We start from the raw sequence: 23,319 nt of genomic DNA on the forward strand, positions 1-23,319 counted from the left end.
TTATTGCCTCTGCTATTTATTTAAATAGCAGAGGCTTTATTTATTCATCTCGTTTTTTATAGGTATGATAATGTTAGAAAAATGGCACAATCACCAACCCGAAACATTTGTTTGTATCAATAAGTGGCAACAAACACCAGACACTGTAACCATCGAATTACAGCCACAGGTTAATACTGAATCTATTGATTTCAAACCAGGGCAATTTGTTAGTTTAGGTATACGTATCGATAACAAATTACTCTTTCGTGCCTATTCCATTAGTTCAATACCACACCGTTCTACACTGCAATTAACCATTAAGCGGGTCGATGGTGGCAAAGTTTCAACCTACCTCGTAAACACACTAACGATTGGCGATAACGTACAATTATTAAAACCAACGGGTGAGTTTAATTGTATTGATCACCCACCTGAAAACCAAAGTGTACTGTTGATCAGTGCTGGTTGCGGTATCACACCTGTCTATTCGATGGCTAAATATTGGCTTGAGCATAACGCAAACATTGATATTTGCTTTATTCATGTTGCGAAAAGTCCTTCACAAACACTGTTTTTTGAGCAATTAGTACAACTAAATAGTGAGCACAGTAATTTTAACTTACAGTTATTATTAAAAGATAAAGCTGATACTGAATTCCATCAAGGACGTTTAAATCAACAGTGGCTTGAACAATTAACACCAAATCTCCATCAGCGAACTGTCTATTTATGCGGTCCGGAAGGCTTTATGGAGGATGTAAGTCATTATTTACAGCAGCTTAATTTTAATATGGCACAATTCTTTCAAGAAAGTTTTACGCCAACGATAGCGCCTGTAGCAGAAGAAGTAACGAAAACAGTAAATGTTGATATTCCAGCTTTTAGCCAAACATTAACGGTTAATCATGGGGACAATTTAGCAACAACACTTGAGAATGCTAATTTACCAATTCTTGTTGCTTGTCGTAGTGGTGTTTGTGGTTCATGTCGCTGTAAAGTGACACCCAACAGCGTTAGCTCAACCAGTAATATGACATTAACAGCTGAGGATATTGAACAAGGCTATGTTCTTGCCTGTTCATCAACGATTATTGACAATACGGAAGTAAGTTTTCAGTAAACAGCTAAGCACTAAATAAAAACCCGCATCTAAACAGACTATTTATTAATCATGCTCGTGATTAATTATCATAGAACGTAAATGCAGGTTTTTCATCATCTCTATCTAATATAATGCGATTAGATCTCTTTCATTGCTGAAACAACAGATGGATCATTAATTAGATTAAATAACAAACTCTTAGCCGCTGTTCTCTGAGCATCAGACAGTACTTTCTTTGGATTTTCTCGCGACTGGATCAGAATATTTGTGATGAATTTACTGTTTGTACCCGATAATTCATAGACAAACCGAAGCGTATCAAGTAATTCACTCTGCGGTAAACTGTATACCGCCATTTCACAACTAAGACCATCCATCGCAAGAAAATTATTAACTATCGCCTTACGTTCAGCCTTAAATATTTCTTTTGCTTTAAAGCCGTCAATTAATGCCTGCACTCTTTCTGCGATAGCAATAGGTACTTCCATTGTTTTAGTTTCATGAGTCATTATTGCTTCCTCTGTTCACGTTCATTTCTTGTATTAATATACTATTTGTATACCTCATAAGCACGAACGATTATGAATACTCTAAGTAATAGTGCCATATTTAACCATCAAGCTAAATACAAAAACCAAAATCACCCAATAAATCAAAAAGATATTTATTATTTTTACTACAAATAAGTAACTTTTTTCCAAAAAAACATAAAAATAAGTGTACATCAGCAACACAGCTGCTATTATCCGTCTCGCTCTGTTGTTTAAGAGTTATTAAATGCAACACCAAGTAACAGTTAAACTAAAAGCTACAGTGACGGTTTCGTTTTGTATCTCTGTGTTTCCCTTGTATTGGCAGTAACATTAATAATTTAACCACGTAGCACATCGCATTTTAGCGGTTAATTAATCTCAACTAATAAGGGACATCTCATGTCTAACAAAACAACTGGTCTAGTAAAATGGTTTAACGAAGAGAAAGGTTTTGGTTTCATTACTCAAGACAACGGCGGTGCTGACGTATTCGTTCACTTCCGTGCTATCGCTTCTGAAGGTTTCAAAACTCTTGCTGAAGGCCAAAAAGTGTCTTTTGAAGTAGAGCAAGGCCAAAAAGGTCTTCAAGCTGCAAACGTTGTAGCTCTATAATTTATCTTTATTGATAAATGAAAAAAAATGCTGGCTAAGGCCGGCATTTTTTATATCTGTTATTTAGCATTTAAAGATAAGAAAAAGCCAACTATTTGCTAGTCGGCTTAAAATATGTCATTTAAAAAACATTACCTTCATATTCATCTTTACTATTAGCTCACTATCGACGCAAAGCATTAAGTTTACTTTGCACTAAACCAAAGACAGTATTTGATGGGTAAAAACCTTGTTCAGCTTCTACACCTACCGCATTACCCGTAAATATCTCAATCGCTTGTGAAACATGATTTATTGCCCAAATAGTAAACTCACCTTTTTCAACAGCTTCAACAATGTCTTTGCGTAGCATTAAATTATGTACATTAGATTCGGGAATAATCACCCCTTGCCCAGCTGTTCGACCTTTGATACCACACACATCAAAGAAGCCTTCAATTTTCTGATTCACACCACCAATGGGCTGCGCTTCACCAAATTGATTCATTGAGCCGGTGATCGCAATATCTTGCCGTAATGGTAATCCTGAAAAAGCAGACACAATCGCACACACTTCCGCCATCGATGCACTATCACCATCAACACCACCATAGGATTGCTCAAAGGTCAGATGGGTTGTTAACGGAATTTTGGCTGTTTTTCCAAATACGGAGGCTAAATACGCAGATAGAATCATCACCCCTTTTGAATGGATATTACCGCCTAATTCAGCACTACGCTCAATATCAAATACTTCACCACTGCCATAAGCTGTTGTTGCTGTAATACGGCTCGGAGCGCCAAACTGATAATCAGAAGTCGCAATCACCGATAACGCATTCACTTGCCCTACAGCATGAGAATGAACATCTAACAACGTTGCTCCTGTCACAAAACTTTGCATCACATGATCTTTTAAACGACTGACGCGTAGCTCTTGGTTTAGCATTGCCTGTTCAACATGGCTGCTACGAATCATAGTGGCATTAGATGCACGCGCAACGTAATTTGTTTCACGCAATAAGTTCGCAATATCTGCCGAGTGTAGCGATAACTTGTTTTGATCATCGGCTTGGCGTGAACTGTATTCAATAATACGAGCAATTGCCTTGCGATCACAATGGAGCATATCGTTATCATGCACGATGCTGGCAATGAAACGGGCATAATGCTCTTCTGAAGTATCATTACGCGGCATATCATCTTCAAAATCAGCCGTTACTCGAAATAGTTCCTTAAATTCAGGATCATAATGTTGTAATAATTGATACGTTTGATAATCACCAAACAGAATGATTTTTACATTCAAAGGAATAGCTTCAGGCTCTAATGAAATCGTACCTGATAGTGTCACTTCTCGTTCAAGTGAGCTTAAATTTAGCTTTTGTGCGCGTAAGGCACGTTTAAGGCCATCCCAAACATACGGGCGCTCAAGCACTTTCACCGCGTCCATCATCAATACCCCGCCATTGGCACGATGAAGACTACCTGCTCGAATTAATGAAAAGTCAGTAAACACTGTACCTTTATAAGTGGCATTTTCAACATAACCAAAGATAGAATGATAACTAGGGCTCTCTTCAACCTCGACCGGAAATTTACGAGTATCACATTGATGTACTAAGACATTAACTTGATAACGACGTGGCATTTTTTTATCTAAAGATGCATAAGCGAGTGCCACTTGTTCTTCGTTTTCTTCTAAAAAGATATCAATATGATCTAGGATATCCGCATACATATCAGCCAAATATGCTTTTACATCAGCGACTTTTTTATATTTTAGTTGCAGATCTTTAATGCAATGGCCAACAACTTCTTGAGCAATATTTTCATCAAGCTTTTGTTGCTTATCTGAATATTGCTCTTCCCATTCAGTGAGCTTACGTACGATACCACGCAGTTCAACCTCTAACTCATTGATAGTATTTTCAAACGTCTGTTGATCATCTGCTGATAAGGCTGCAAAACTATCTTCACTGTGTGGCTCTTTACCGTTCATCGCAACAAGTTGATAATCACCCTGCGTGGTAATTGAAACGCTAATACCGCGCTCTTCTGCACTTTTCGTTAATGACTTTAAGGTTGCTTCTTGTTTTGAAGCCAATGCTGATTTTAATTTTTCAGCGCGTGAATAATAAAGTTCATTATCAAATGCTAGAGGAAACGCTTTTACTAACCGTTTCATTAAATTTTCAATATCTTTTTTAAAGCTACAACCTTCCCCTGCCGGTAGTTTTAATACTTTCGGGCAGCGCGTATCATCAAAATTAGATACATAGCACCAATCATGCAATGTATGGCTATTACCATTAGGTTCATGCCGATTTAGATAACGCATCACCATCGTTCGTTTGCCTAAACCATTTCGACCGATGGCATAAATATTATAGCCTTTTTCTTTTATCGACATCGCAAACTCAACCGCATGTTGAGCCCGTTCCTGTCCTACTATTTCATCTAATGGTGTAAGGTGTTTAGTAGACTTACACGCATCACTCAATCCGTTTAGAGCTGCAACTCGATACAGCTTGTCACTGGTTAGAGGCGCTAAAGACATAATCGATCCCTCTCATATATGACATTTATTATTAAGTTTACGCACAAATAACTGATGATTAAGTGATATAAGGTAGATTTAGTGCTAAGGCTCTCACTATTAACAATTTTTTGATGGAATTTTAACCAAAAAAAAGCCCAAGCTGATATTTTTATAAATAAATATCAGGCTGAGCTTATTTTTTGTCGCTGAATCAATTACAAATTGCTAAGGCTATGATTAACCTAACGTTACCATTGCGCCTTTACCAACACCTTCATAAGCAAAAACATCCAGCTGATCAGTTGCTGCTAATTGCGGTTTTATTTGCTCGGCAATGTAACTTGCAAGTAATTCAACTGTAGTATCCGTTGCTAAAATTTCTGTCACTGATTTTGCAATCGCTAATTCAAATTCACCTTGTGGCGCGGTATAACGAAAACCGTAATGGGTTTCATCATTGATATTTGCCGCGACTGTACTTAAATTTAACTCACTGACACTGATCACATCTTCTTGTGATCCTAGGTAAATATCATGCCAACGTTGCGCCCACTGCTGCTCTAAATCAGCATTGCGTTGACCATTAACCACTAACTCTACCGGTGAACGGTGACCATGAGCAATACGCTGGCAGTTACCATCATGTTTTTTCAAACCATGACTGTAATGATAAAACGCGCCATCAATCTTCTCGTGACGTAAGGTGATTTCTAATCCTTGTACATTGCTCGGTAAATGCCCCAACAATAGTTGCTGCACATACTCCGTCACACTTTCAATAGTGATTGCATCAGTATCAATAAAACAAAAAGCTTGCTCTGGGCTGTGCAAATGAATAGCGTGTTGTTCACTGACCAAATCAACCGTCATGTAATTTTCTTTCGTTACAGCGGTTTGAATGGCGACTGAAGCTGAAGGAATCAATAATCGATGATCAACATATTGATCAACGAGTTGTTTAATTTGTTTTTTTACGCGGCTGAAATCAAGCACCATGCTCATTTCATTCAACTCACCCGACATCACCACATCAAGGATCCAGCTTTCACCCACCATTCCTCGTTGTGGACATAAGTAAGATGCGTCAATTACAGTGAGGTCTCTAACGAATAGCTTCAAGGTGAAGTCCTTTATTGATAATGGTTGTCGTTTACTAGGGAAATGCATTATACGCGGCTAAACGGGCGAGTAAACCTTCAGTTCTCTTGCCTCTTAATAAAATGTTCCAGTGCCGCAATAACACACCAATATTATTGCGATCACCACACTGGAACATAAAAATCAGGCCTTAGAAACGGTAATTCAATGAAGCATAACCCGCTAGCACACTTTTTATTTGTGACGCCGCTTTATTAGAAGACCATGGCTTAATATCTTCACCTTGAGTGGCAGTATTACGCATTCCTATTTCAGCCGAGATATGGTTCGAAATTCGCCAAGCAACACCAGCTTGAATACCAAGAACCTGTCCCGATTGACTATGTGAGCCATAATTCTGACCTTTTAGATCTGCCGTCATGTAACCTACATGAGCACCGATAAATGGATTAATTGCTTTACCTGCACGGAAAAAATAATCTGCATTTAAAAGGTGTAAAGTCACATCAGTATCAATGGCTTTCATGCCATCTAAATCAGACTGAGTACTTATTTTTTGCCAGCTATAATAAATACGGCCGGATCCACCAGCAGTGTAAAAACCAAGATCAACACCAATAAATCCCGCAGCATCAGGTGCCGAAAAATGATTGATCAGCGTGGTATTGTTACCATTAACAGTCCCTGCCGTCATGCTGATATCACTGCTACCACCGGTTAAACCAACAAAATAATGAGTACTATCATCAAATTTAGCTAACGGTGTCGTCGTATTATTATCTGCAACAGGTTGTAATACAAAAGGTTCAGCAGCTTGCGCTGAGGTCGATAATAATAGCGAGGTAAATACACTGATAATAAGTGTTTTATTGTTCATAGCTTATCTTTGTCCTCTTATTGTTATAGTGGTGACATTATATCAATGATATTTAATATAAATTTTCTTTTTTATAATACCTGATTAATGGATCAATCCCGAGTAATAACATCACAACTTATCACTATAAATATGCTCGTATTTATCTTAAAAATCGTAGAATAAATGATAAAACTGAAAAATAATTATACCAACTAAGAATATTTAAAAGTGACATACCTCACAAAATAAAGACAATTTTCCCCGTATAACTGATCAATTACTCTATCAACTGATAAAAAAAATGAAAAAGATACCCTTTTTAGCATCAGCGATAACAACTGCGTTAACCGCTGTTATCGCATTCCCAGCAAGTGCTTGTACAACTATTCTTGTTGGTAACCAAGCAACTACTGATGGTTCTTACATTATTGCCCGTAATGAAGATTACCAAGCCACTAATGCCAAACATTTTGTGTTCCATCCAGCAGAAAAAATGCAGCAGAATGATTTCCATGGTAACGCAAATAATTTTAGTTACCCTGCAGCTAAAGACGCTCTGCAATACACTTCAATGTCTGATTTTGATACCGATGGTAAGAGTATGGGCGAAGTTGGCTTTAACTCTGCTGGCGTGGGAATGACAGCTACCGAAACAATCTATAATGGCGACAAAGCACTAAAAGTTGATCCTTATGTAACTCAAACAGGGATTGGTGAAGATGCCATTGAAAATGTGATTTTACCGCGTATTCACTCTGCAAAAGAAGGCGTAGAGTTACTTGGTAAGATCATTGAAACTCAAGGGGCAGCCGAAGGTTTTGGCGTCGCTTTTGTTGATAATACTGGTATTTGGTATTTAGAAAGTGGTAGTGGTCACCAATGGATGGCTGAAAAAATTCCTGCTGATAAATATTTTGTCTCTGCCAACCAGGGGCGTTTAAGCACGTATTTACCAAATAACCCTAATTACATGGCATCACCAACATTAGTCAGTTTTGCGGAACAACATGGGTTATATAAAGCAGAAGCCGGCAAGCCATTTAACTTCCATACGGCTTACTCACAAGATACACCTAACGATGTAACTTATAACTATCCACGCGTGTGGACATTGCAACATATGTATACTCAGGGATTAACCACTAAAATAGACCAAGGCACAACTTTCCCTGTTTTTCTAAAACCAACGAAAAAACTGAGTGTTGCTGATGTTGAACAAGGTCTGCGTAATCATTACCAGGGAACATCTCACAACCCGTACGCAACCCAAAATCCTCAAGAAGCTTACCGTCCAATTTCGGTATTCCGTACTCAAGAATCACACATCTTACAAGTGCGCCCTAATTTACCAACCGCTATTGGTGATGTAGCGTACATTTCATACGGTATGACAGCACTTGGCGTTTACTTACCTTATTACCAAGGCATGACAGAAGTACCGCATGCATTAACTATTGGTACAAATAAAGCCGATAGTGCATCTGCTAACTGGGCTTTCCGTAAATTGCAAACACTTGCAATGACTAACTGGAAAGTATTCTCTCCAATCGTGCAAACGGCTTACCATAAGTTTGAAGTCCAAACGGCATCAAAACAGCGTGAACTTGAAAAAAATTACCTTAAAATTTATAAACACCAACCTAAAAAAGCACAAGCGTTAATCAATGAGTTTGAAAAAACCACCGTCGCTGATGCATTAGCTTTAACCGAGCAATTGACCAATACATTATTTACTAAAATGACATACACCACAGATATGACTTACCATTTCGAAGGTGCATAATAAATAAGATCACGCTTATTCGGCGCTAATTTATAACAAGAAGATCACCTGTGGTCTTCTTGTTTTTGTCTTTGTCCTAATTTTTTATTGTTCGCTATTGTTCTTAATATTCGCTGCATAATATAAAAAGTTGTAAACATTGGTGCTAATAAAATGATTATCGCTACCCCATAACTGGCTACTGCTGGTAAACCTGCCCCCCAAGCCAATGTAAATGCAATCCCACCAGCAGCATCTTTTACTATCGCCACCAATGAATATTGACCAATTAACAATGGCAACCACGGTAACACTAAGCATCCAACCCCAATACTCACAGCAAAAATTTTGCCATTTTGTTTCAACATATGAATTCTCTTACCATTTCGAACGTTGTTTTATTGTTGGTTAAATCGACACATTTAGCAACTAAAATAATCAATAATTATTACGGTTTAGTAAAAGTCATTTAAGTATTTATTCGATTATCATTTATTCAATATTGATTATAATCTGTGCCATATAACATCAACACCATTGCTGTTATTCAATCAACTTTCCTGTGTATTCCTAATTGCTTATTGGCAAATCTTTCCTATTGGAGGGCACAATGAATCAACAACGCGCAGAGAACCTCTATTACTACCTTAGAGAACAAAATACACCACAAAAAGAAATAAATGTGGTAATCAAACAACTTATTGAAAATCACAATATTAACTTATATTCACTTGATCGTCGTTATCGCGCACGTATCGGTTATTCTCCTAATCGTTATGACATTAACAGCTATGGTACTGCGGGATCTCGTACGATGAATCAAACCCGTGGTATGCAAAAAGCACAATAAATATCCATAAAAAAACCCCAATAATTGATTATTCAACTATTAGGGTTATTACTTAACCATTGATTCGTGGTTAGATCACCCTTTAAGGCGATCAACAATAAGTGGCACTAAGGACGTATAAGCATACCAAGCGGCGGCTACAATAATTATCGTCCATATAATACGGGAAACCCATTGTGTTCGTTGCATATGGCGCGAAGGATCGGGTTCTCCGCAGTGAGGGCAAAAATGAGCACGACGAGACACAATACCATCACAAGCTGGGCAATCAGTTAAACGTTTAGAACGTGGCTTTGTCATAGTATCTGTCACTATCCTATTATCAACAGCATCAGAACGAGATGCTGGTTGACTAAAATCAGGGGTATTCGCTGGTCGCGCATTATGCCCAGAACGCTTTTCTGCATGTAGTGAAAACGACATTTCATGGTTATCATTGTCGTTATCAAGAGCAGAAAATTCAGTTGTTTTCACGATTTATCACCATTAGATTAACTTCTGTACACATAATACGCAATATCAGAATAATAATCTCTATTTAAGCCACGATTAGTACAATAATAATACTGTACTAATGAAATCAATCAAAAATTACGCACCATAAGCAAGAGTCACTATTTTATTCATAAAGCCACTCTATAAATGCTCATTTTGATACTTATGATTAAACAGAGTCATAAGATGAACTAATTGACACCCATTAAGGTTTTATATTTCGTAATTGCTTGCTGGCAAAAATCACGCTCATCATCATCTTCAATATTGTTGGTTAATACCGCAAAAGCTTCATACCCTACTTTGCCATTTTTTACTTTCCAAACAGTGTAAGATGCTTGCTTATCTAATTCGATCCGCATTCTTTCGCTATCTGACAATTGGGTTAAATTATACATATTATTCTCAGTTATCCTTTTTTGTTAATTCTACCCAAGATCAGAATCAAGAAGAACCCTTTTCAAGGGTCATTCTATTGATTGTAATATTACAGTGTAAAAGCAAGCTATTGATACCTTTCTTGGTGTAATCCATTACATTTTAATCGTTAGTTATTTTTTATATATAAACAATAAAAATCATCATTTAAAAATAAAAATAATATTTATTAGATAATTAAATATTAATAAGTATATTTTCCCTCTTAATTAACAACAAAAAAGAAAACGATACCCTTCTCATTTTCAACAGATTTGGTAATCAATATCAAAAATTCGATTAAATAGCCTTAATTTTGTGACTTAGATCTCAAGAACTCAATATCTTATTCCATAAACTACGACCATAAATTGAAGCATAACCTTTGCTTCTGAATAACTCATAAACCTAGGAGCTCTTCATGGCTACTCCACATATCAATGCCGAAGTTGGCGATTTTGCAGAAACAATTTTAATGCCAGGTGATCCACTACGTGCGCAGTTTATTGCAGAAACTTACCTAGAAGATGTAAAACGTGTATGTGATGTACGTGGTATGTACGGTTTCACTGGTACTTATAAGGGTCAACCTGTATCAGTAATGGGTCATGGTATGGGTATTCCATCATGCTCTATTTATGTACATGAACTAATCAAAGATTTTGGTGTTAAAAACATCATCCGTATTGGTAGCTGTGGTGCTGTTCATGATGACGTTAAGTTAATGGACGTTATCATTGCAATGGGTGCGTCAACTGACTCTAAAGTTAACCGTATCCGTTTTGCTAACCACGATTTCGCAGCAATTGCTGATTACCATTTATTAGAAACAGCGGTAAACCAAGCACGTGCACAAAATGTTGCTGTTCGTGTCGGTAACGTATTCTCAGCAGATCTCTTCTACAGCCCAGAAGTTGGTCTGTTCGATAAGATGGAAAAGCTCGGCATTCTAGGTGTCGACATGGAAGCGGCGGGCATCTACGGTGTTGCAGCAGAACTTGGTGCTAAGGCACTGACTATTCTAACGGTTTCTGATCACATCAAACGTGGTGAGAAATTAAGTGCAGAAGCACGTCAACATTCATTTAATGAAATGATGAACGTAGCACTAGAAACAGCAATCAATCTATAATCTTTTATGGTGGTCGTAGGCCATCTATAATAAAGATTCAAAAAAGTGGAAAGCATATCTTTTAGATATATTTCCACTTTTTTTATACCTGTTAATATTTAATCTATTTGATAACATTGATATGTTAACGATATCTCTATATCAATATTTCACTTGGGTATAATCACCTATTATTAAATCGCAACTAGGCAATGATCTATGACTTCACCCTCACTTCCCACGACGCTAGATCAGTTACCACCAGCTTGCGATAATCTTCAATTTAATTATTGCAAAACCGTCGCCTGTGCTAATTTTAATCGAACCGATCCTAATTTATATGTGCTACAAAATAATAATCTTCAACGCCCAGTACTTATCTGCCGTGAATGTGGAGCGTTTCCGCCAGTCATCAATAACCACGATGTTGTCGCGGAAAAACAGCGTTTAAAGCAACAACAAAACAGTGGCTTAGCTGCCTGTTCAAATCAGCAATGCCCGCATTATGGCTTACCTGTTCTCACCTATCGTCAGCATTATCATGCCTTTGGCTTTAGTGGTGAACGCCAACGTTACCGCTGTCGAGCTTGCCTGCATACTTTTGTTGATCCATGGTCAAACAGTAATCATAAAAATCAATTACAACAAAAATTATTAGCGTATTTGTTTACTGGTTATACCGTACGGGAAATTTGTCGACGTCTAGTGATGAACCCAAAAACGTTTTATGATCAATTGAATAATATTGCGGCGCGTTGCCGTCATCAATTAACTATTTTTGATGCCCGTTTAGGTAAACAATCACAGCCTCGCCAACTTGCGACAGATCTGACACCATTACAACCTCACAGTAATAATGGCGTATTATGGATAGCCACAGCAGAGGTTCATTCTGGTTATGTAATGAGCCAACACGTTAATTACCAAACACAGCCTGCAACCACGTCTGTCACTCATCATAACGCCTATTATAATGGAACCCGCTTTATTAGTCCTCATAACCACCTTTATCCACCAATTACGCCACCATTATCACAAGGCTTACTAGCCCATATTGATACCACTTATCGCCAAATTTTAGCGCGTAACAATATGGAGAACCCACTCAGTGGTCAGGTCAGTATTAATTATCCAACCAAAGGCTGTCTAATTCGTCCTCAATATACAGTCTATAGCCACTTTTTATATTTACATGAGTTGATCAATCAAAACACGCCAACTTTAGCAGTATTTATGCCACAAGAAACGTTACTACGTTCAGCGTGTCTATCAGTATTTATTGATCGAGTTAATAACCATACCATTGACCCGTTTTACGTGGTTGAAGATCAGCAATGGCAACACGGACAACATGCTGAAAAAATTGATATCGTATTAATGGGATGGTGGCGAGATCGGTGGGCATTTAGTCGTAATAAGAGCGGTAATAAAGGTATTTGTCATCTTGGTGGTAATAAAAAAGATCAACAACGCTGGTTAACAATTGCCACTCACCGTGCAGCAACGGCTTATCAACAACGATTTTATAATCAATTTAACCATATGGTTAATGAACCACGACGTAAACTACGTCCTGCGAGCTTATTACCATTATTGGATATTTATCGAGCTTGGCATAACCTTTGTCATCAAAATAAAGAGGGAATAACCCCTGCGCAAACCCTGGGCTTAATGTCCTCACCAATGACGTTAGAGCAGTTATTACAGTGACGATGTTGTTATGCAGTCAGGTTTAAGTATTATAGATTAATACTGTTTGAGGAATAAACGGTATAACTACACCATTCAAAAATATATATTATAGATATTTTTATCCATTATTTTATTAATGAATAATAGGTGCGATAAAAAATCAATCAAGCTAAATCTTTTATAAAATATTCAATAACACATCCATTTTAAAAATTTTATAAAACAAACTTTCTTTCTACTCGATAAAATTTCAAATCCACATACCGCCCCTTAATTAATAGCAATAAAAATAATTTTAACGCCATTATTATCAATAATAGAAAAAATACTACAAACATTTATTTTTTCCTGCTAGCTTAATTTTAAGCTTACACCAATCCATAAGTAATTAATATAGATATCATTAAATAATTTAACATTTAAACTATTAAGTCGTGCCTGTAGCCAAAAATAAGTATGATAATCACTATAGAATCATTAATAAACAGTCCAAATTTATAATAGACTAAACATTTATAAATAATCACACATTACATAAAATAAATAATTTCCATAGAATATGGCATAAAAAACTTAAATTAACTATTAACAATACCGATGAAATGTAAAAATAATATTATTTTTTATTGATTACCATACCAATTATTAGTATTTATCCGTTAATCCACCATGCATCTTTTAACTAAAAAAAGAGTTCTACAATAGAACTAAATCGATTAACGATACTAATTTAACTTGAAAGATAAATAAAAATATTCTTTAAAAGAATTTAAATAATTAATAATTTTACCGATAAATAAAATAATTTAAATATCAATGAAAATTTAATATGTTAAGCATCAACTATAATTCAGCATCACGTAAGGCTATAAACCAAGTAGATCAAGCTCAAACTGGAATTGCAAAAGCAATGAACGAACTATCAACAGGAAATCGTATTAATAATGCAGCTGATGATGTTGCAGGTAGTGCTATGGCATCACGCATGCAACTTCAATCTAACTCTCTTGATACAGCCGTAACTAATGCCAATATCGGCATTAACTTAATTAAAACCATGGATAGCATAATAAAAGAAACAGAAACCCTTCTTCAGCGTATGACTAAATTGACTGAAATGAGTAAAAATGATGCTTATTCTGCTCAAGATCGCGATATGATGAATGAAGAATTTGGCGTTCTAGCCAATGAATTAGATCGTAACGCTAATTCAACGAATTATAATGGCATTTCATTACTCAATAATGCAGGTAATACTGCTGGGAAAGCTCTATTTAATAAAGATATATCAAAAGGGATAACTTTTACGGCCACCAATAATGAATTAAATTTTACTATATTAACTACGCCAATGACGACCGCTACGCCTCCTACTCTTGGGGGGAGCAGCTCAGAAAAAATTAAAGTGCAATTCGGTACTCAAGCATTATCTGCAAATCAAATTATTGGGACAATTAATAGTGCAATCAATACTAAATTTACAGGTTTAGATAAAGATGTAGCTGCAAATGCCACAATTAATTCTGAAGGACTTTTAGAAATTAACTTAATTAATCCAGTCGATGGTATAAAAATTGGCGCAGCAAAAATTGATTCAATTAACGGTTCAGCCGCTTCAATATTAGGTTTAGGGAAAGCAATATCAACTCCCGGTGAGCGAGGTTTTAATAATCTTATTATTAATATTGGGAGCTCAGGTAATAGCTACGATAATATTAATCTTCATACTGTAAACTTAAGCGCTAAAGGCTTAAAACTTGAAGGTGTTTCATTGACGGACTCAAACAATTTAGATAAAACGCTTTCTACGCTTAAAGCTGCCCTTGATACTGCAATAGAACAACGATCTCATCTTGGTGCATCTCAGAAACGTTTAATATTTGCCTCAAATAACCTACAAAATGTTAAAAATAGTACTGATGCATCATTAAGTAACATTCAAGATACAGATTATGCTCAAACAACAATGCAATTAGCAAAAGAAAAAGTGCTAAGTTCAGCATCACAAGCAATGCTTGGACAGTCAAACCAAATGCAAAGCCAAGTAATTGACTTACTCCAGTAACAATAACTAAATTTTAAAATATAAGCTATAAAAGGCCAATAAACTATTTATTGGTTTTTTTAGCTACCCAACAAAGTCATTATACAAAAAACGTACAACTGATATTATCTGTCTCGTTCTGTTGTTCAGAACGTTATTAAATGCAGCACCAAGTCACAGTTAAACCTTCAACTACAACAACGTTATCGTTTTGTACTTCAGTGTTTCCCTTGTTTTGGCAGTAACATTAATAATTTAACCACTTAATACATCGCATTTTAGCGGTTAATTAATCATCTATATAAGGGACATCACATGTCTAATACATCAACTGGTTTAGTAAAATGGTTTAACGAAGAGAAAGGTTTTGGTTTCATTACTCAAGACAACGGTGGTGCTGACGTATTCGTTCACTTCCGTGCTATCGCTTCTGAAAGCTTCAAGACATTGGCTGAAGGTCAAAAAATGTCTTTTGAAGTAGAACAAGGTCAAAAAGGTCTACAAGCTGCAAACGTTGTAGCTTTATAATTTATCCCTATTGATAAATAATAAAAATGCTGACTATGGTCGGCATTTTTTATATCTGCTATTTAGCCATTTAAGCTTTCTTTTCTTATTATCACTTAACAACCCCTCACGTTAACAGTGCTAATATCTATTTCATTCTAAGTCGAATTAAATCCCTAACGTTCTCACAAGTGCCAACCGCAAAAGATACTAAAAATGACTTTTCATGTATCCATTAGCTTCTATTTATTGATATTGATTAACATTTAACACGCATTATTTAATAAAAAAATAACTTTTAACCATCATCAAACAATACAAATGTTCAAATATAAGATCAAATGCTCACGCTATAAAAAATAAAAAAATACTTTTTACTTCTAACAAAAGCATAAATATAATTTTTAATGGCTTTTATTGCGATCTGAATATGATTTATTCCTATTTTGAATTGACAACAAAGCCGAAAAAGACAATTATCAATCCATCAAATGCTCCAGCGCAGTCCATATGTTCACTTCGTGGATTAATGATCATCATTGATGTGCTTAGAGTAAGTATTAATTCTTTTGAACATGATGACATTTAAGGCTATAACTAATGCCATCATGACATAAGCCCTATACATAAGGTCGATAGATATGAGCACAAAATTAGAACAACTACGCGCACTAACTACTGTTGTTGCTGACACTGGTGATATCAAAGATATCAGCAAATACCAGCCTGAAGATGCGACAACAAATCCATCATTGATCTTAAAAGCAGCACAAATTGCTGAGTACGCACCTTTAATTGACCAATCTATTGCTTATGCAAAAGCACAAAGCAATGACAAGGCACAGCAAATCCAAGATACTTGCGACATGCTTGCAGTAAACATTGGTAAAGAAATCCTAAACGTTGTTCCTGGTCGTATCTCAACTGAAGTTGACGCACGTCTTTCTTTCGATACTGAAGGCAGCGTAATTAAAGCTCGTCACCTAATCAAACTTTACAACGATGCTGGCATCAGCAACGATCGTATTCTGATCAAACTTGCGTCTACTTGGGAAGGTATTCGTGCAGCTGAGATTCTTGAAAAAGAAGGCATCAACTGTAACTTAACTCTTCTATTCTCTTTCGCTCAAGCACGTGCATGTGCTGAAGCTGGCGTATTCCTAATTTCACCATTCGTTGGTCGTATTATGGATTGGTACAAAGCGAAAGAAGGTCGTAGCTTTGAAGCGCAAGAAGATCCAGGCGTTATCTCTGTAACTAATATCTACAACTACTACAAAGAACACGGTTACAATACAGTAGTTATGGGCGCAAGCTTCCGTAGCATTGGTGAGATCCTAGAGCTAGCAGGTTGTGACCGTCTAACTATCAGCCCACAACTTCTTCAAGAACTTGAAGATGCAACAGGTGTTGTTGAGCAGAAACTGCTTCCAGCAACTGAGCAAAAAGCACGTCCAGCTGCAATGACTCACGCTGAATTCCTATGGGATCACAACCAAGAAGCAATGGCTGTTGAGAAACTAGCTGAAGGTATTCGTAACTTCGCAGTAGACCAAGGTAAACTAGAGACTATGATCGCAGATCGTCTTTAATTACTAAGCACTATTTCAGAAAGCGGCTCCTAGAGCCGCTTTCTTAATTTAAAATTTACTTAATATTTTGGTGGAAACACTATGGAACATAAAATGTTAGCTAACGCTATTCGTGCTCTAAGCATGGACGGTGTACAACAAGCAAATTCAGGTCACCCAGGCGCACCTATGGGTATGGCTGATATCGCAGAAGTTCTTTGGCGTGGTCATATGGACCATAACCCACAAGATCCTAAATGGGCTGATCGCGACCGTTTTGTATTATCAAACGGCCACGGTTCTATGCTTATTTACTCTCTACTTCACCTAACAGGTTATGACCTATCAATTGACGATCTTAAAAACTTCCGTCAACTGCATTCAAAAACACCTGGTCACCCAGAATACGGTTACGCACCAGGCGTTGAAACAACCACAGGTCCTCTAGGCCAAGGTATTACTAACGCTGTTGGTATGGCACTTGCTGAAAAAGCAATGGCTGCACAATTCAACCGTGAAGGTCATGATATCGTCAACCACAACACTTACGCTTTCATGGGCGACGGTTGTATGATGGAAGGTATCTCTCACGAAGCATGTTCTCTAGCAGGTACGCTAGGTCTTGGTAAGCTAGTTGCTTTCTGGGATGACAACGGTATCTCTATCGATGGCGAAGTTGAAGGTTGGTTCGCTGACGATACAGCTAAGCGTTTTGAAGCTTACGGCTGGCACGTAATTCGTAGCGTTGATGGCCACGATGCAGCAGCAATCAATGCCGCTATTGAAGAAGCAAAAGCTGAAACAGCTAAGCCTACTTTGATCTGTTGTAAAACAATCATCGGCTTTGGTTCACCAAACAAAGCGGGTTCTCACGACTGTCACGGTGCTCCACTAGGCGCTGAAGAAATCAAAGCAGCACGTGAATTCCTTGGTTGGAACCACGGTCCATTTGAAATCCCAGCAGACATCTACGCTGAGTGGGATGCAAAAGAAGCAGGTCAAGCGAAGCAAGCATCTTGGAACGAGAAGTTTGCAGCATACACTGCAGCATTCCCTGAACTAGCGGCTGAATTTACTCGTCGTATGAACGGTGATTTACCTGCTAACTGGGAAGCTGAAACAAGCAAAGTTATTGCTGATCTGCAAGCAAACCCAGCTAACATTGCATCACGTAAAGCCTCTCAAAACGCACTTGAAGCATTTGGTAAACTATTACCTGAATTCATGGGCGGTTCTGCTGACCTAGCGCCTTCAAACCTAACCATGTGGTCTGGTTCTAAGTCAATCACACCAACAGATGCTTCAGGCAACTACATTCACTACGGTGTTCGTGAATTTGGTATGACTGCAATCATCAACGGTATGGCACTACACGGTGGTTTCGTTCCTTACGGCGCAACATTCCTAATGTTTATGGAATACGCACGTAACGCACTACGCATGGCTGCTCTGATGAAAGTTCAGAACATTCAAGTGTACACACACGATTCAATCGGCCTAGGCGAAGATGGTCCAACTCACCAACCAGTTGAGCAAGTATCATCGCTACGTCTAACACCAAACATGAGCACATGGCGTCCATGTGACCAAGTTGAATCTGCTGTTTCTTGGAAATACGCGATTGAGCGTAAAGATGGTCCAACATCTTTAATCTTCTCTCGTCAAAACCTAACTCAACAAGATCGTACTGCAGAGCAAGTAGCTAACATCGTTAAGGGTGGTTACATTCTTAAAGATTGTGCTGGTAAGCCAGAGCTAATCTTGATCGCTACCGGTTCTGAAGTGGGTATCGCAGCAGAAGCATACGCCGAACTAACAGCAGCTGGTCGTCAAGTACGTCTAGTTTCTATGCCTGCTACTGACTTGTTCGATAAGCAAGATGTCGCTTACCGTGAAAGTGTTTTACCAGCAGATGTTACAGCACGTATCGCTATCGAAGCGGGTATTGCTGATTTCTGGTACAAGTATGTAGGTCTTAACGGTCGCATCATCGGTATGACAACATTTGGCGAATCAGCACCTGCTGAAGAGCTATTTAAAATATTCGGCTTTACTGTTGAAAACATCGTTAACAATGCTAAAGAACTATTAGCATAAGTTAATCGTTAATAAGAACCGTATTTATTGTTCTTAAATAACAAATCTAAAAATGGTCTAACGAAGGTTAGGCCATTTTTTATGAGTATTTTATTTATTCAATATTTATTTATTCAATAATAAGTAATTAACATCTTAATCAATGTAAAAGCTTGCAATTCTACATTTAATTTCATCCCTAATTTTTTTATGTTGAGGATCATTAAGATAGCGTTTATGGTAAATAAATTTGTACTCAATATTTTTTAATTTTATAGGGCATGGATAAATTGCAAGATCTAATTTTCTCTCCCACCTTTTAGCAAAAGAATATGAAATAAGCCCTAAGCTTTCACTATTGGAAGCGAACAACGCAACACTAGCAATAGAAGATGCAATTAAGGTTATCTTCCTCTCTTCAATCGGCTCTTCCGCCATTTGCTCAAATCCATTTAACCCCTGCCAACGTCCTGAATATAATAGGTGTGATTCACGATAATATATTTCTTTTGTTAATTCATTTTGAATGCGAGGATGATATTTTGAACAAACAACTACTGCAGGCTCGGTATACACTTCTTCTATCATAAATGACGGATCTTTTAGTGTTACTGTATCTAATACTAGATCAACTTTCTGTTCTCTTAAATGCTGAAAAATCGTTGCTTGGCTACAAGGTGATTCTACAAAATCAATTGATTCTAAACCGATAAGAGAATGCAGAATAATTTCTGCACAATAAACAGATAATGTATTTTTATCATTAACCGCACTTTCAATAGTATCTAACGCAAGTTGGAATCGACGAGCTAAAGTATCGGCTTTTGAGGTTGCTTTAATTCCTCGTCCTTTTTTAATAAATAATTGTTTCTCAATCTCTATCTCTAACCGTTTAATTGCGGCACTAACAGCGGGCTGAGTAAGTTCAAGTGATTCCGCCGCTTTTGTGTAAGATTGGCATTGATATACTGCCATAAATGTACGAATCAAATTTAAATCCATTTTTACTTCCTTTTAAATTCCCACGAAACAACCACCATTCATAAATGAAACTTTGGTAATGCTGTTGTTTGAGCTTATTTATCAAAACTTAACCACTGTTATATTTATTGTGCACTGAGTTATTTAAAAGATCAAAGACTCCCTACCCTACGGATATTTTATGATTTCAAACAAAATAGATACCAAGAAATTTATGCTAAATGCTTGCACTCTTGCACTTGGCGCAGCTTCAGCAGTTGCTCACGCAGCCGACCAACCTAATATTGTTGTTATCTTTGGTGATGACATCGGTATCTCAAATCTAAGTACATATACTGACGGTATGATGGGTTATACAACACCAAATATCGACAGTATTGCTAATGAAGGTGCAAAGTTTACTGACTACTACGGTCAACAAAGCTCAACAGCAGGTCGTTCTGCCTTCATCACAGGGCAAATGCCAAAACGTACTGGCCTATCAAAAGTAGGGATCCCTGGTTCTCCATTTGGTATCAGTGAAAAAGATCCAACAATGGCAACCATGCTAAAAACACTCGGTTACGCTACTGGTCAATTTGGTAAAAACCATTTAGGTGATAAAGACGAATTCTTGCCAACTAATCATGGCTTTGATGAGTTCTTCGGTAACCTTTACCACCTTAACGCAGAAGAGCAACCAGAGAATATTGACTACCCTAAAGATCCTGAATTCCGTAAAAACTTTGGCCCTCGCGGAGTGATTAAATCAAGCGCTGATGGAAAAATTCAAGATACAGGTCCATTAACCAAAAAACGTATGGAAACAGTTGACCAAGAGTTCGTTGGAGCTGCCTTCGATTTCATGGAAAAGCAAGTGAAAGCAGACAAACCTTTCTTCACTTGGATCAATACAACTCGTATGCATAACCGCACACATTTAGACCCTAAATCTCAAAAGAAAACAGGCTTAGGGGATTATGCTGACGGCATGGTTGAACACGACAACATGGTTGGTGAAATCCTTGCTGAAATAAAAAAATTAAAAATAGATGACAACACGATTGTCGTATATACCACAGATAATGGCCCAATGATTAATACATGGCCAGATGCGGGTATGACGCCATTCCGTAGTGAGAAAAATACAGGTTGGGAAGGCGGATTCCGTGTGCCAGCAATGGTTAAATGGCCTGGTCATATCAAACCTGGAACGGTAATCAATGGCATCTTTTCTCACGAAGATTGGTTCCCAACACTTCTTACCGCAGCCGGTAATAACCACGTAAAACAAGATTTACTTGAAGGCACTAAAGCTCAAGGGAAATCTTATAAAGTTCATTTAGATGGTTATGATCAAACAGCAGTTCTTACAGGAAAAGGCCCTAGTGCTCGTAAAGACTTCTTCTACTGGAGTGATAATGGCGACTTACTTGCAATGCGTTATGAGCGTTGGAAGTTCCACTTTGCAATCCAAGAGCACGAGACTGGCTGGGAAATGTGGGAACGTCCATTCACTATGTTACGCACACCAAAATTGTTTGATTTGAAAATGGATCCATACGAACGCGGCGATACAAGTATGTTCTATGGTCCTTGGTTCTACGACCGTCAGTTCCTAATCACTGGTGTGGCTCTACCTCAAGGTCAAAAAATGTTGAATACATTTAAAGACTTCCCTGTGCGTCAAGATCCACCTGCATTTGTTGTTGAAGTGAAATAACACTCTCACTGGTTAACCTATAGGGATATCACTTTCTGATATCCCTATTATTTCCTTTAAAATTTATCAAATTATGGCTTCCCATATGAAAAAAAACTCAATGAAAGAAACAACACAGTTAGATGTTATTCCACTAAAAACAGCAGAAAAAGATCACAGTGAGGTGCCTGCATATCAACGTCGCTTTCATGTAATGTCTAAACCTGGCGGTTCAAAATGTAACCTTGATTGCCAATATTGCTTTTACCTTCATAAGGATGAGTTGCTTCACCAACCAAAGCAACCCGTAATGGATGATGCAACCTTAGAAGCCTTTATAAAAAGTTATATTGAGAGTCAAGATGGCAACGAGATTATATTTTCATGGCAAGGAGGAGAACCAACCTTATTGGGTGTCGATTACTTCAGAAAAGTCGTTCAACTGCAACAAAAGCACTGCCCAAAAGGCGTAAAAATTGAAAACGATTTACAAACCAATGGCATTTTATTGAATGACGAGTGGTGCCAATTTTTAAAAGATAATGGATTTCTTGTTGGTTTATCGATTGATGGGCCAAGAGATCTGCACGATAAGTATCGCGTGACTCGTAGCGGTAAACCTACTTTTCATTTAGTAATGGCAGCGGTTGAGCGCCTGCAAAATTATCAAGTTCCTTTTAATGCTCTTGTTGTCGTCAATCGCCATAACGTAAAACACCCACTCGAGGTTTATCGATTCTTAACAAAAGAGCTTGGTGCCACTTACATTCAATTCACGCCTTGTGTTGAAGCCAAAGATTTTGCCACTACTGCCCCTCAGTTTTGGAACGAATCAATGATACCCAACAAAGGGAGTGAGCTAGCTAAACCCGGACACCCAATGTCAATCGTCACTGATTGGTCTGTCGATCCAGATGACTGGGGCTACTTTTTAAATACAGTATTCATTGAATGGGTAAACAACGACTTAGGGCGTGTATTAGTAAACCTATTTGAAACCGCAGTTGCTCAAGTAATGGGTAAAGAATCTCAACTGTGTGTGACTGCCGAGTTCTGCGGTAAAGGCCTAGCAATGGAGCACAATGGTGATGTATTTAGCTGTGATCACTACGTCTACCCTGAATACAAGTTAGGCAATATTAACGAACGTGGCTTAAACGAATTTGCTTTTTCAATCCGACAACATGGTTTTGGAATGGCGAAAAGAGACAGTCTTCCTGCTTACTGCAAAGCCTGCCCATACTTAAATTTATGTTGGGGAGAGTGTCCTAAAAACCGACTAATAAAATCTCCAGATGGTGAACTTGGATTGAACTATTTGTGCTGTGGCATTCGCGCCTTCTTCGATGAAAGCCTCCCTATGCTTACCGGATTATCTGTTTTATTAAAAAAACAGCAAGACACACTTAACCAATAAATATATGA

The 23,319-nt window shown here is 37.5% G+C and carries 20 protein-coding genes; 12 read left to right on the forward strand and 8 right to left on the reverse strand.

The annotated features are described in order from the left end of the window. Positions 1-70 precede the first annotated feature (70 nt). A complete protein-coding gene (locus OC457_RS16880; RefSeq protein WP_080174589.1) occupies positions 71-1,102 on the forward strand; it encodes a hybrid-cluster NAD(P)-dependent oxidoreductase in 1,032 nt (343 codons plus the stop codon). Between the two features lie 119 nt (positions 1,103-1,221). On the opposite strand, the gene OC457_RS16885 is transcribed toward OC457_RS16880, so the two are convergent. Beyond that, positions 1,222-1,593, reverse strand: a complete 372-nt coding sequence (locus OC457_RS16885) for a hypothetical protein (protein WP_080174590.1) — start codon at positions 1,591-1,593, stop codon at positions 1,222-1,224. A gap of 423 nt (positions 1,594-2,016) precedes the next feature. Between OC457_RS16885 and cspE (OC457_RS16890) the strand changes: the two genes are divergently transcribed. Further along, the gene (gene cspE, locus OC457_RS16890) at positions 2,017-2,229 is read left to right on the forward strand and encodes a transcription antiterminator/RNA stability regulator CspE (protein ID WP_005372751.1); all 213 of its coding nucleotides are present in this window, start codon (positions 2,017-2,019) and stop codon (positions 2,227-2,229) included. Between the two features lie 163 nt (positions 2,230-2,392). Here the strand turns inward: cspE (OC457_RS16890) and OC457_RS16895 are convergent, their stop codons facing one another. The 3 genes from OC457_RS16895 to OC457_RS16905 form a co-directional block, all read right to left on the reverse strand. Next, positions 2,393-4,768: a Lon protease family protein gene (locus tag OC457_RS16895; RefSeq protein ID WP_080174591.1), complete on the reverse strand. Its 2,376-nt coding sequence runs from the start codon at positions 4,766-4,768 to the stop codon at positions 2,393-2,395. A 219-nt stretch (positions 4,769-4,987) separates the two neighbouring features. Continuing rightward, positions 4,988-5,869, reverse strand: a complete 882-nt coding sequence (locus tag OC457_RS16900) for a 6-carboxytetrahydropterin synthase (protein ID WP_080174592.1) — start codon at positions 5,867-5,869, stop codon at positions 4,988-4,990. Between the two features lie 169 nt (positions 5,870-6,038). Beyond that, the gene (locus OC457_RS16905; protein WP_080174593.1) at positions 6,039-6,725 is read right to left on the reverse strand and encodes a hypothetical protein; all 687 of its coding nucleotides are present in this window, start codon (positions 6,723-6,725) and stop codon (positions 6,039-6,041) included. 283 nt (positions 6,726-7,008) lie between these two features. Here OC457_RS16905 and OC457_RS16910 point away from each other — a divergent pair, with 283 nt between their 5' ends. Next, positions 7,009-8,490: a C69 family dipeptidase gene (locus tag OC457_RS16910; protein WP_080174594.1), complete on the forward strand. Its 1,482-nt coding sequence runs from the start codon at positions 7,009-7,011 to the stop codon at positions 8,488-8,490. A 44-nt stretch (positions 8,491-8,534) separates the two neighbouring features. Here the strand turns inward: OC457_RS16910 and OC457_RS16915 are convergent, their stop codons facing one another. Then, entirely contained in the window at positions 8,535-8,837 is a 303-nt protein-coding gene (locus OC457_RS16915; RefSeq protein ID WP_080174595.1) for a hypothetical protein, read from the reverse strand. 242 nt (positions 8,838-9,079) lie between these two features. On the opposite strand from OC457_RS16915, the gene OC457_RS16920 reads away from it, so the two are divergent. Further along, positions 9,080-9,319, forward strand: coding sequence for a hypothetical protein (locus OC457_RS16920; RefSeq protein ID WP_080174596.1), 240 nt, complete (start codon positions 9,080-9,082; stop codon positions 9,317-9,319). Between the two features lie 75 nt (positions 9,320-9,394). Here the strand turns inward: OC457_RS16920 and OC457_RS16925 are convergent, their stop codons facing one another. Beyond that, positions 9,395-9,793: a zinc ribbon domain-containing protein gene (locus OC457_RS16925; RefSeq protein WP_235866934.1), complete on the reverse strand. Its 399-nt coding sequence runs from the start codon at positions 9,791-9,793 to the stop codon at positions 9,395-9,397. A 212-nt stretch (positions 9,794-10,005) separates the two neighbouring features. Further along, positions 10,006-10,212, reverse strand: coding sequence for a DUF3283 family protein (locus tag OC457_RS16930; RefSeq protein WP_080174598.1), 207 nt, complete (start codon positions 10,210-10,212; stop codon positions 10,006-10,008). A gap of 440 nt (positions 10,213-10,652) precedes the next feature. On the opposite strand from OC457_RS16930, the gene deoD reads away from it, so the two are divergent. From deoD to tkt, 6 genes are all read left to right on the forward strand, one after another. Beyond that, positions 10,653-11,363 carry a purine-nucleoside phosphorylase gene (gene deoD / locus OC457_RS16935; protein ID WP_080174599.1) on the forward strand — a complete coding sequence of 237 codons (711 nt, stop codon included), beginning with the start codon at positions 10,653-10,655 and terminating at the stop codon, positions 11,361-11,363. A gap of 198 nt (positions 11,364-11,561) precedes the next feature. Beyond that, positions 11,562-13,052, forward strand: coding sequence for a lactate dehydrogenase (locus OC457_RS16940; protein ID WP_080174600.1), 1,491 nt, complete (start codon positions 11,562-11,564; stop codon positions 13,050-13,052). Between the two features lie 811 nt (positions 13,053-13,863). Then, a complete protein-coding gene (locus OC457_RS16945) occupies positions 13,864-15,099 on the forward strand; it encodes a flagellin N-terminal helical domain-containing protein (RefSeq protein WP_080174601.1) in 1,236 nt (411 codons plus the stop codon). Positions 15,100-15,393: 294 nt separating this feature from the next. After that, positions 15,394-15,606 carry a transcription antiterminator/RNA stability regulator CspE gene (gene cspE / locus OC457_RS16950; protein ID WP_080174602.1) on the forward strand — a complete coding sequence of 71 codons (213 nt, stop codon included), beginning with the start codon at positions 15,394-15,396 and terminating at the stop codon, positions 15,604-15,606. Between the two features lie 620 nt (positions 15,607-16,226). Beyond that, a complete protein-coding gene (gene tal / locus OC457_RS16955) occupies positions 16,227-17,177 on the forward strand; it encodes a transaldolase (protein WP_080174603.1) in 951 nt (316 codons plus the stop codon). Between the two features lie 81 nt (positions 17,178-17,258). Beyond that, positions 17,259-19,253, forward strand: a complete 1,995-nt coding sequence (tkt, locus tag OC457_RS16960; RefSeq protein ID WP_262054077.1) for a transketolase — start codon at positions 17,259-17,261, stop codon at positions 19,251-19,253. A 135-nt stretch (positions 19,254-19,388) separates the two neighbouring features. Here the strand turns inward: tkt and OC457_RS16965 are convergent, their stop codons facing one another. Beyond that, positions 19,389-20,234, reverse strand: coding sequence for a LysR family transcriptional regulator (locus tag OC457_RS16965; protein ID WP_080174605.1), 846 nt, complete (start codon positions 20,232-20,234; stop codon positions 19,389-19,391). Positions 20,235-20,394: 160 nt separating this feature from the next. Here OC457_RS16965 and OC457_RS16970 point away from each other — a divergent pair, with 160 nt between their 5' ends. Next, positions 20,395-21,915, forward strand: a complete 1,521-nt coding sequence (locus OC457_RS16970; RefSeq protein ID WP_080174606.1) for an arylsulfatase — start codon at positions 20,395-20,397, stop codon at positions 21,913-21,915. Between the two features lie 85 nt (positions 21,916-22,000). Then, complete coding sequence (locus OC457_RS16975) at positions 22,001-23,311, forward strand: anaerobic sulfatase maturase (protein ID WP_080174607.1); 1,311 nt, start codon at positions 22,001-22,003, stop codon at positions 23,309-23,311. Positions 23,312-23,319: the final 8 nt, after the last annotated feature.

The organism is Photobacterium toruni (assembly GCF_024529955.1).
Classification (GTDB): domain Bacteria; phylum Pseudomonadota; class Gammaproteobacteria; order Enterobacterales; family Vibrionaceae; genus Photobacterium; species Photobacterium toruni.

What these genes read in the sequence shown, in the direction of transcription:
- OC457_RS16965 (WP_080174605.1), bottom strand. Translation starts at nt 20,234, where the DNA reads ATGGATTTAAATTTGATTCGTACATTTATGGCAGTATATCAATGCCAA.
- OC457_RS16880 (WP_080174589.1), top strand. Translation starts at nt 71, where the DNA reads ATGTTAGAAAAATGGCACAATCACCAACCCGAAACATTTGTTTGTATC.
- cspE (WP_005372751.1), top strand. Translation starts at nt 2,017, where the DNA reads ATGTCTAACAAAACAACTGGTCTAGTAAAATGGTTTAACGAAGAGAAA.
- tal (WP_080174603.1), top strand. Translation starts at nt 16,227, where the DNA reads ATGAGCACAAAATTAGAACAACTACGCGCACTAACTACTGTTGTTGCT.
- OC457_RS16905 (WP_080174593.1), bottom strand. Translation starts at nt 6,725, where the DNA reads ATGAACAATAAAACACTTATTATCAGTGTATTTACCTCGCTATTATTA.
- OC457_RS16915 (WP_080174595.1), bottom strand. Translation starts at nt 8,837, where the DNA reads ATGTTGAAACAAAATGGCAAAATTTTTGCTGTGAGTATTGGGGTTGGA.
- deoD (WP_080174599.1), top strand. Translation starts at nt 10,653, where the DNA reads ATGGCTACTCCACATATCAATGCCGAAGTTGGCGATTTTGCAGAAACA.
- OC457_RS16895 (WP_080174591.1), bottom strand. Translation starts at nt 4,768, where the DNA reads ATGTCTTTAGCGCCTCTAACCAGTGACAAGCTGTATCGAGTTGCAGCT.
- OC457_RS16910 (WP_080174594.1), top strand. Translation starts at nt 7,009, where the DNA reads ATGAAAAAGATACCCTTTTTAGCATCAGCGATAACAACTGCGTTAACC.
- OC457_RS16920 (WP_080174596.1), top strand. Translation starts at nt 9,080, where the DNA reads ATGAATCAACAACGCGCAGAGAACCTCTATTACTACCTTAGAGAACAA.
- OC457_RS16945 (WP_080174601.1), top strand. Translation starts at nt 13,864, where the DNA reads ATGTTAAGCATCAACTATAATTCAGCATCACGTAAGGCTATAAACCAA.
- OC457_RS16930 (WP_080174598.1), bottom strand. Translation starts at nt 10,212, where the DNA reads ATGTATAATTTAACCCAATTGTCAGATAGCGAAAGAATGCGGATCGAA.
- OC457_RS16885 (WP_080174590.1), bottom strand. Translation starts at nt 1,593, where the DNA reads ATGACTCATGAAACTAAAACAATGGAAGTACCTATTGCTATCGCAGAA.
- cspE (WP_080174602.1), top strand. Translation starts at nt 15,394, where the DNA reads ATGTCTAATACATCAACTGGTTTAGTAAAATGGTTTAACGAAGAGAAA.
- tkt (WP_262054077.1), top strand. Translation starts at nt 17,259, where the DNA reads ATGGAACATAAAATGTTAGCTAACGCTATTCGTGCTCTAAGCATGGAC.
- OC457_RS16975 (WP_080174607.1), top strand. Translation starts at nt 22,001, where the DNA reads ATGAAAAAAAACTCAATGAAAGAAACAACACAGTTAGATGTTATTCCA.
- OC457_RS16940 (WP_080174600.1), top strand. Translation starts at nt 11,562, where the DNA reads ATGACTTCACCCTCACTTCCCACGACGCTAGATCAGTTACCACCAGCT.
- OC457_RS16970 (WP_080174606.1), top strand. Translation starts at nt 20,395, where the DNA reads ATGATTTCAAACAAAATAGATACCAAGAAATTTATGCTAAATGCTTGC.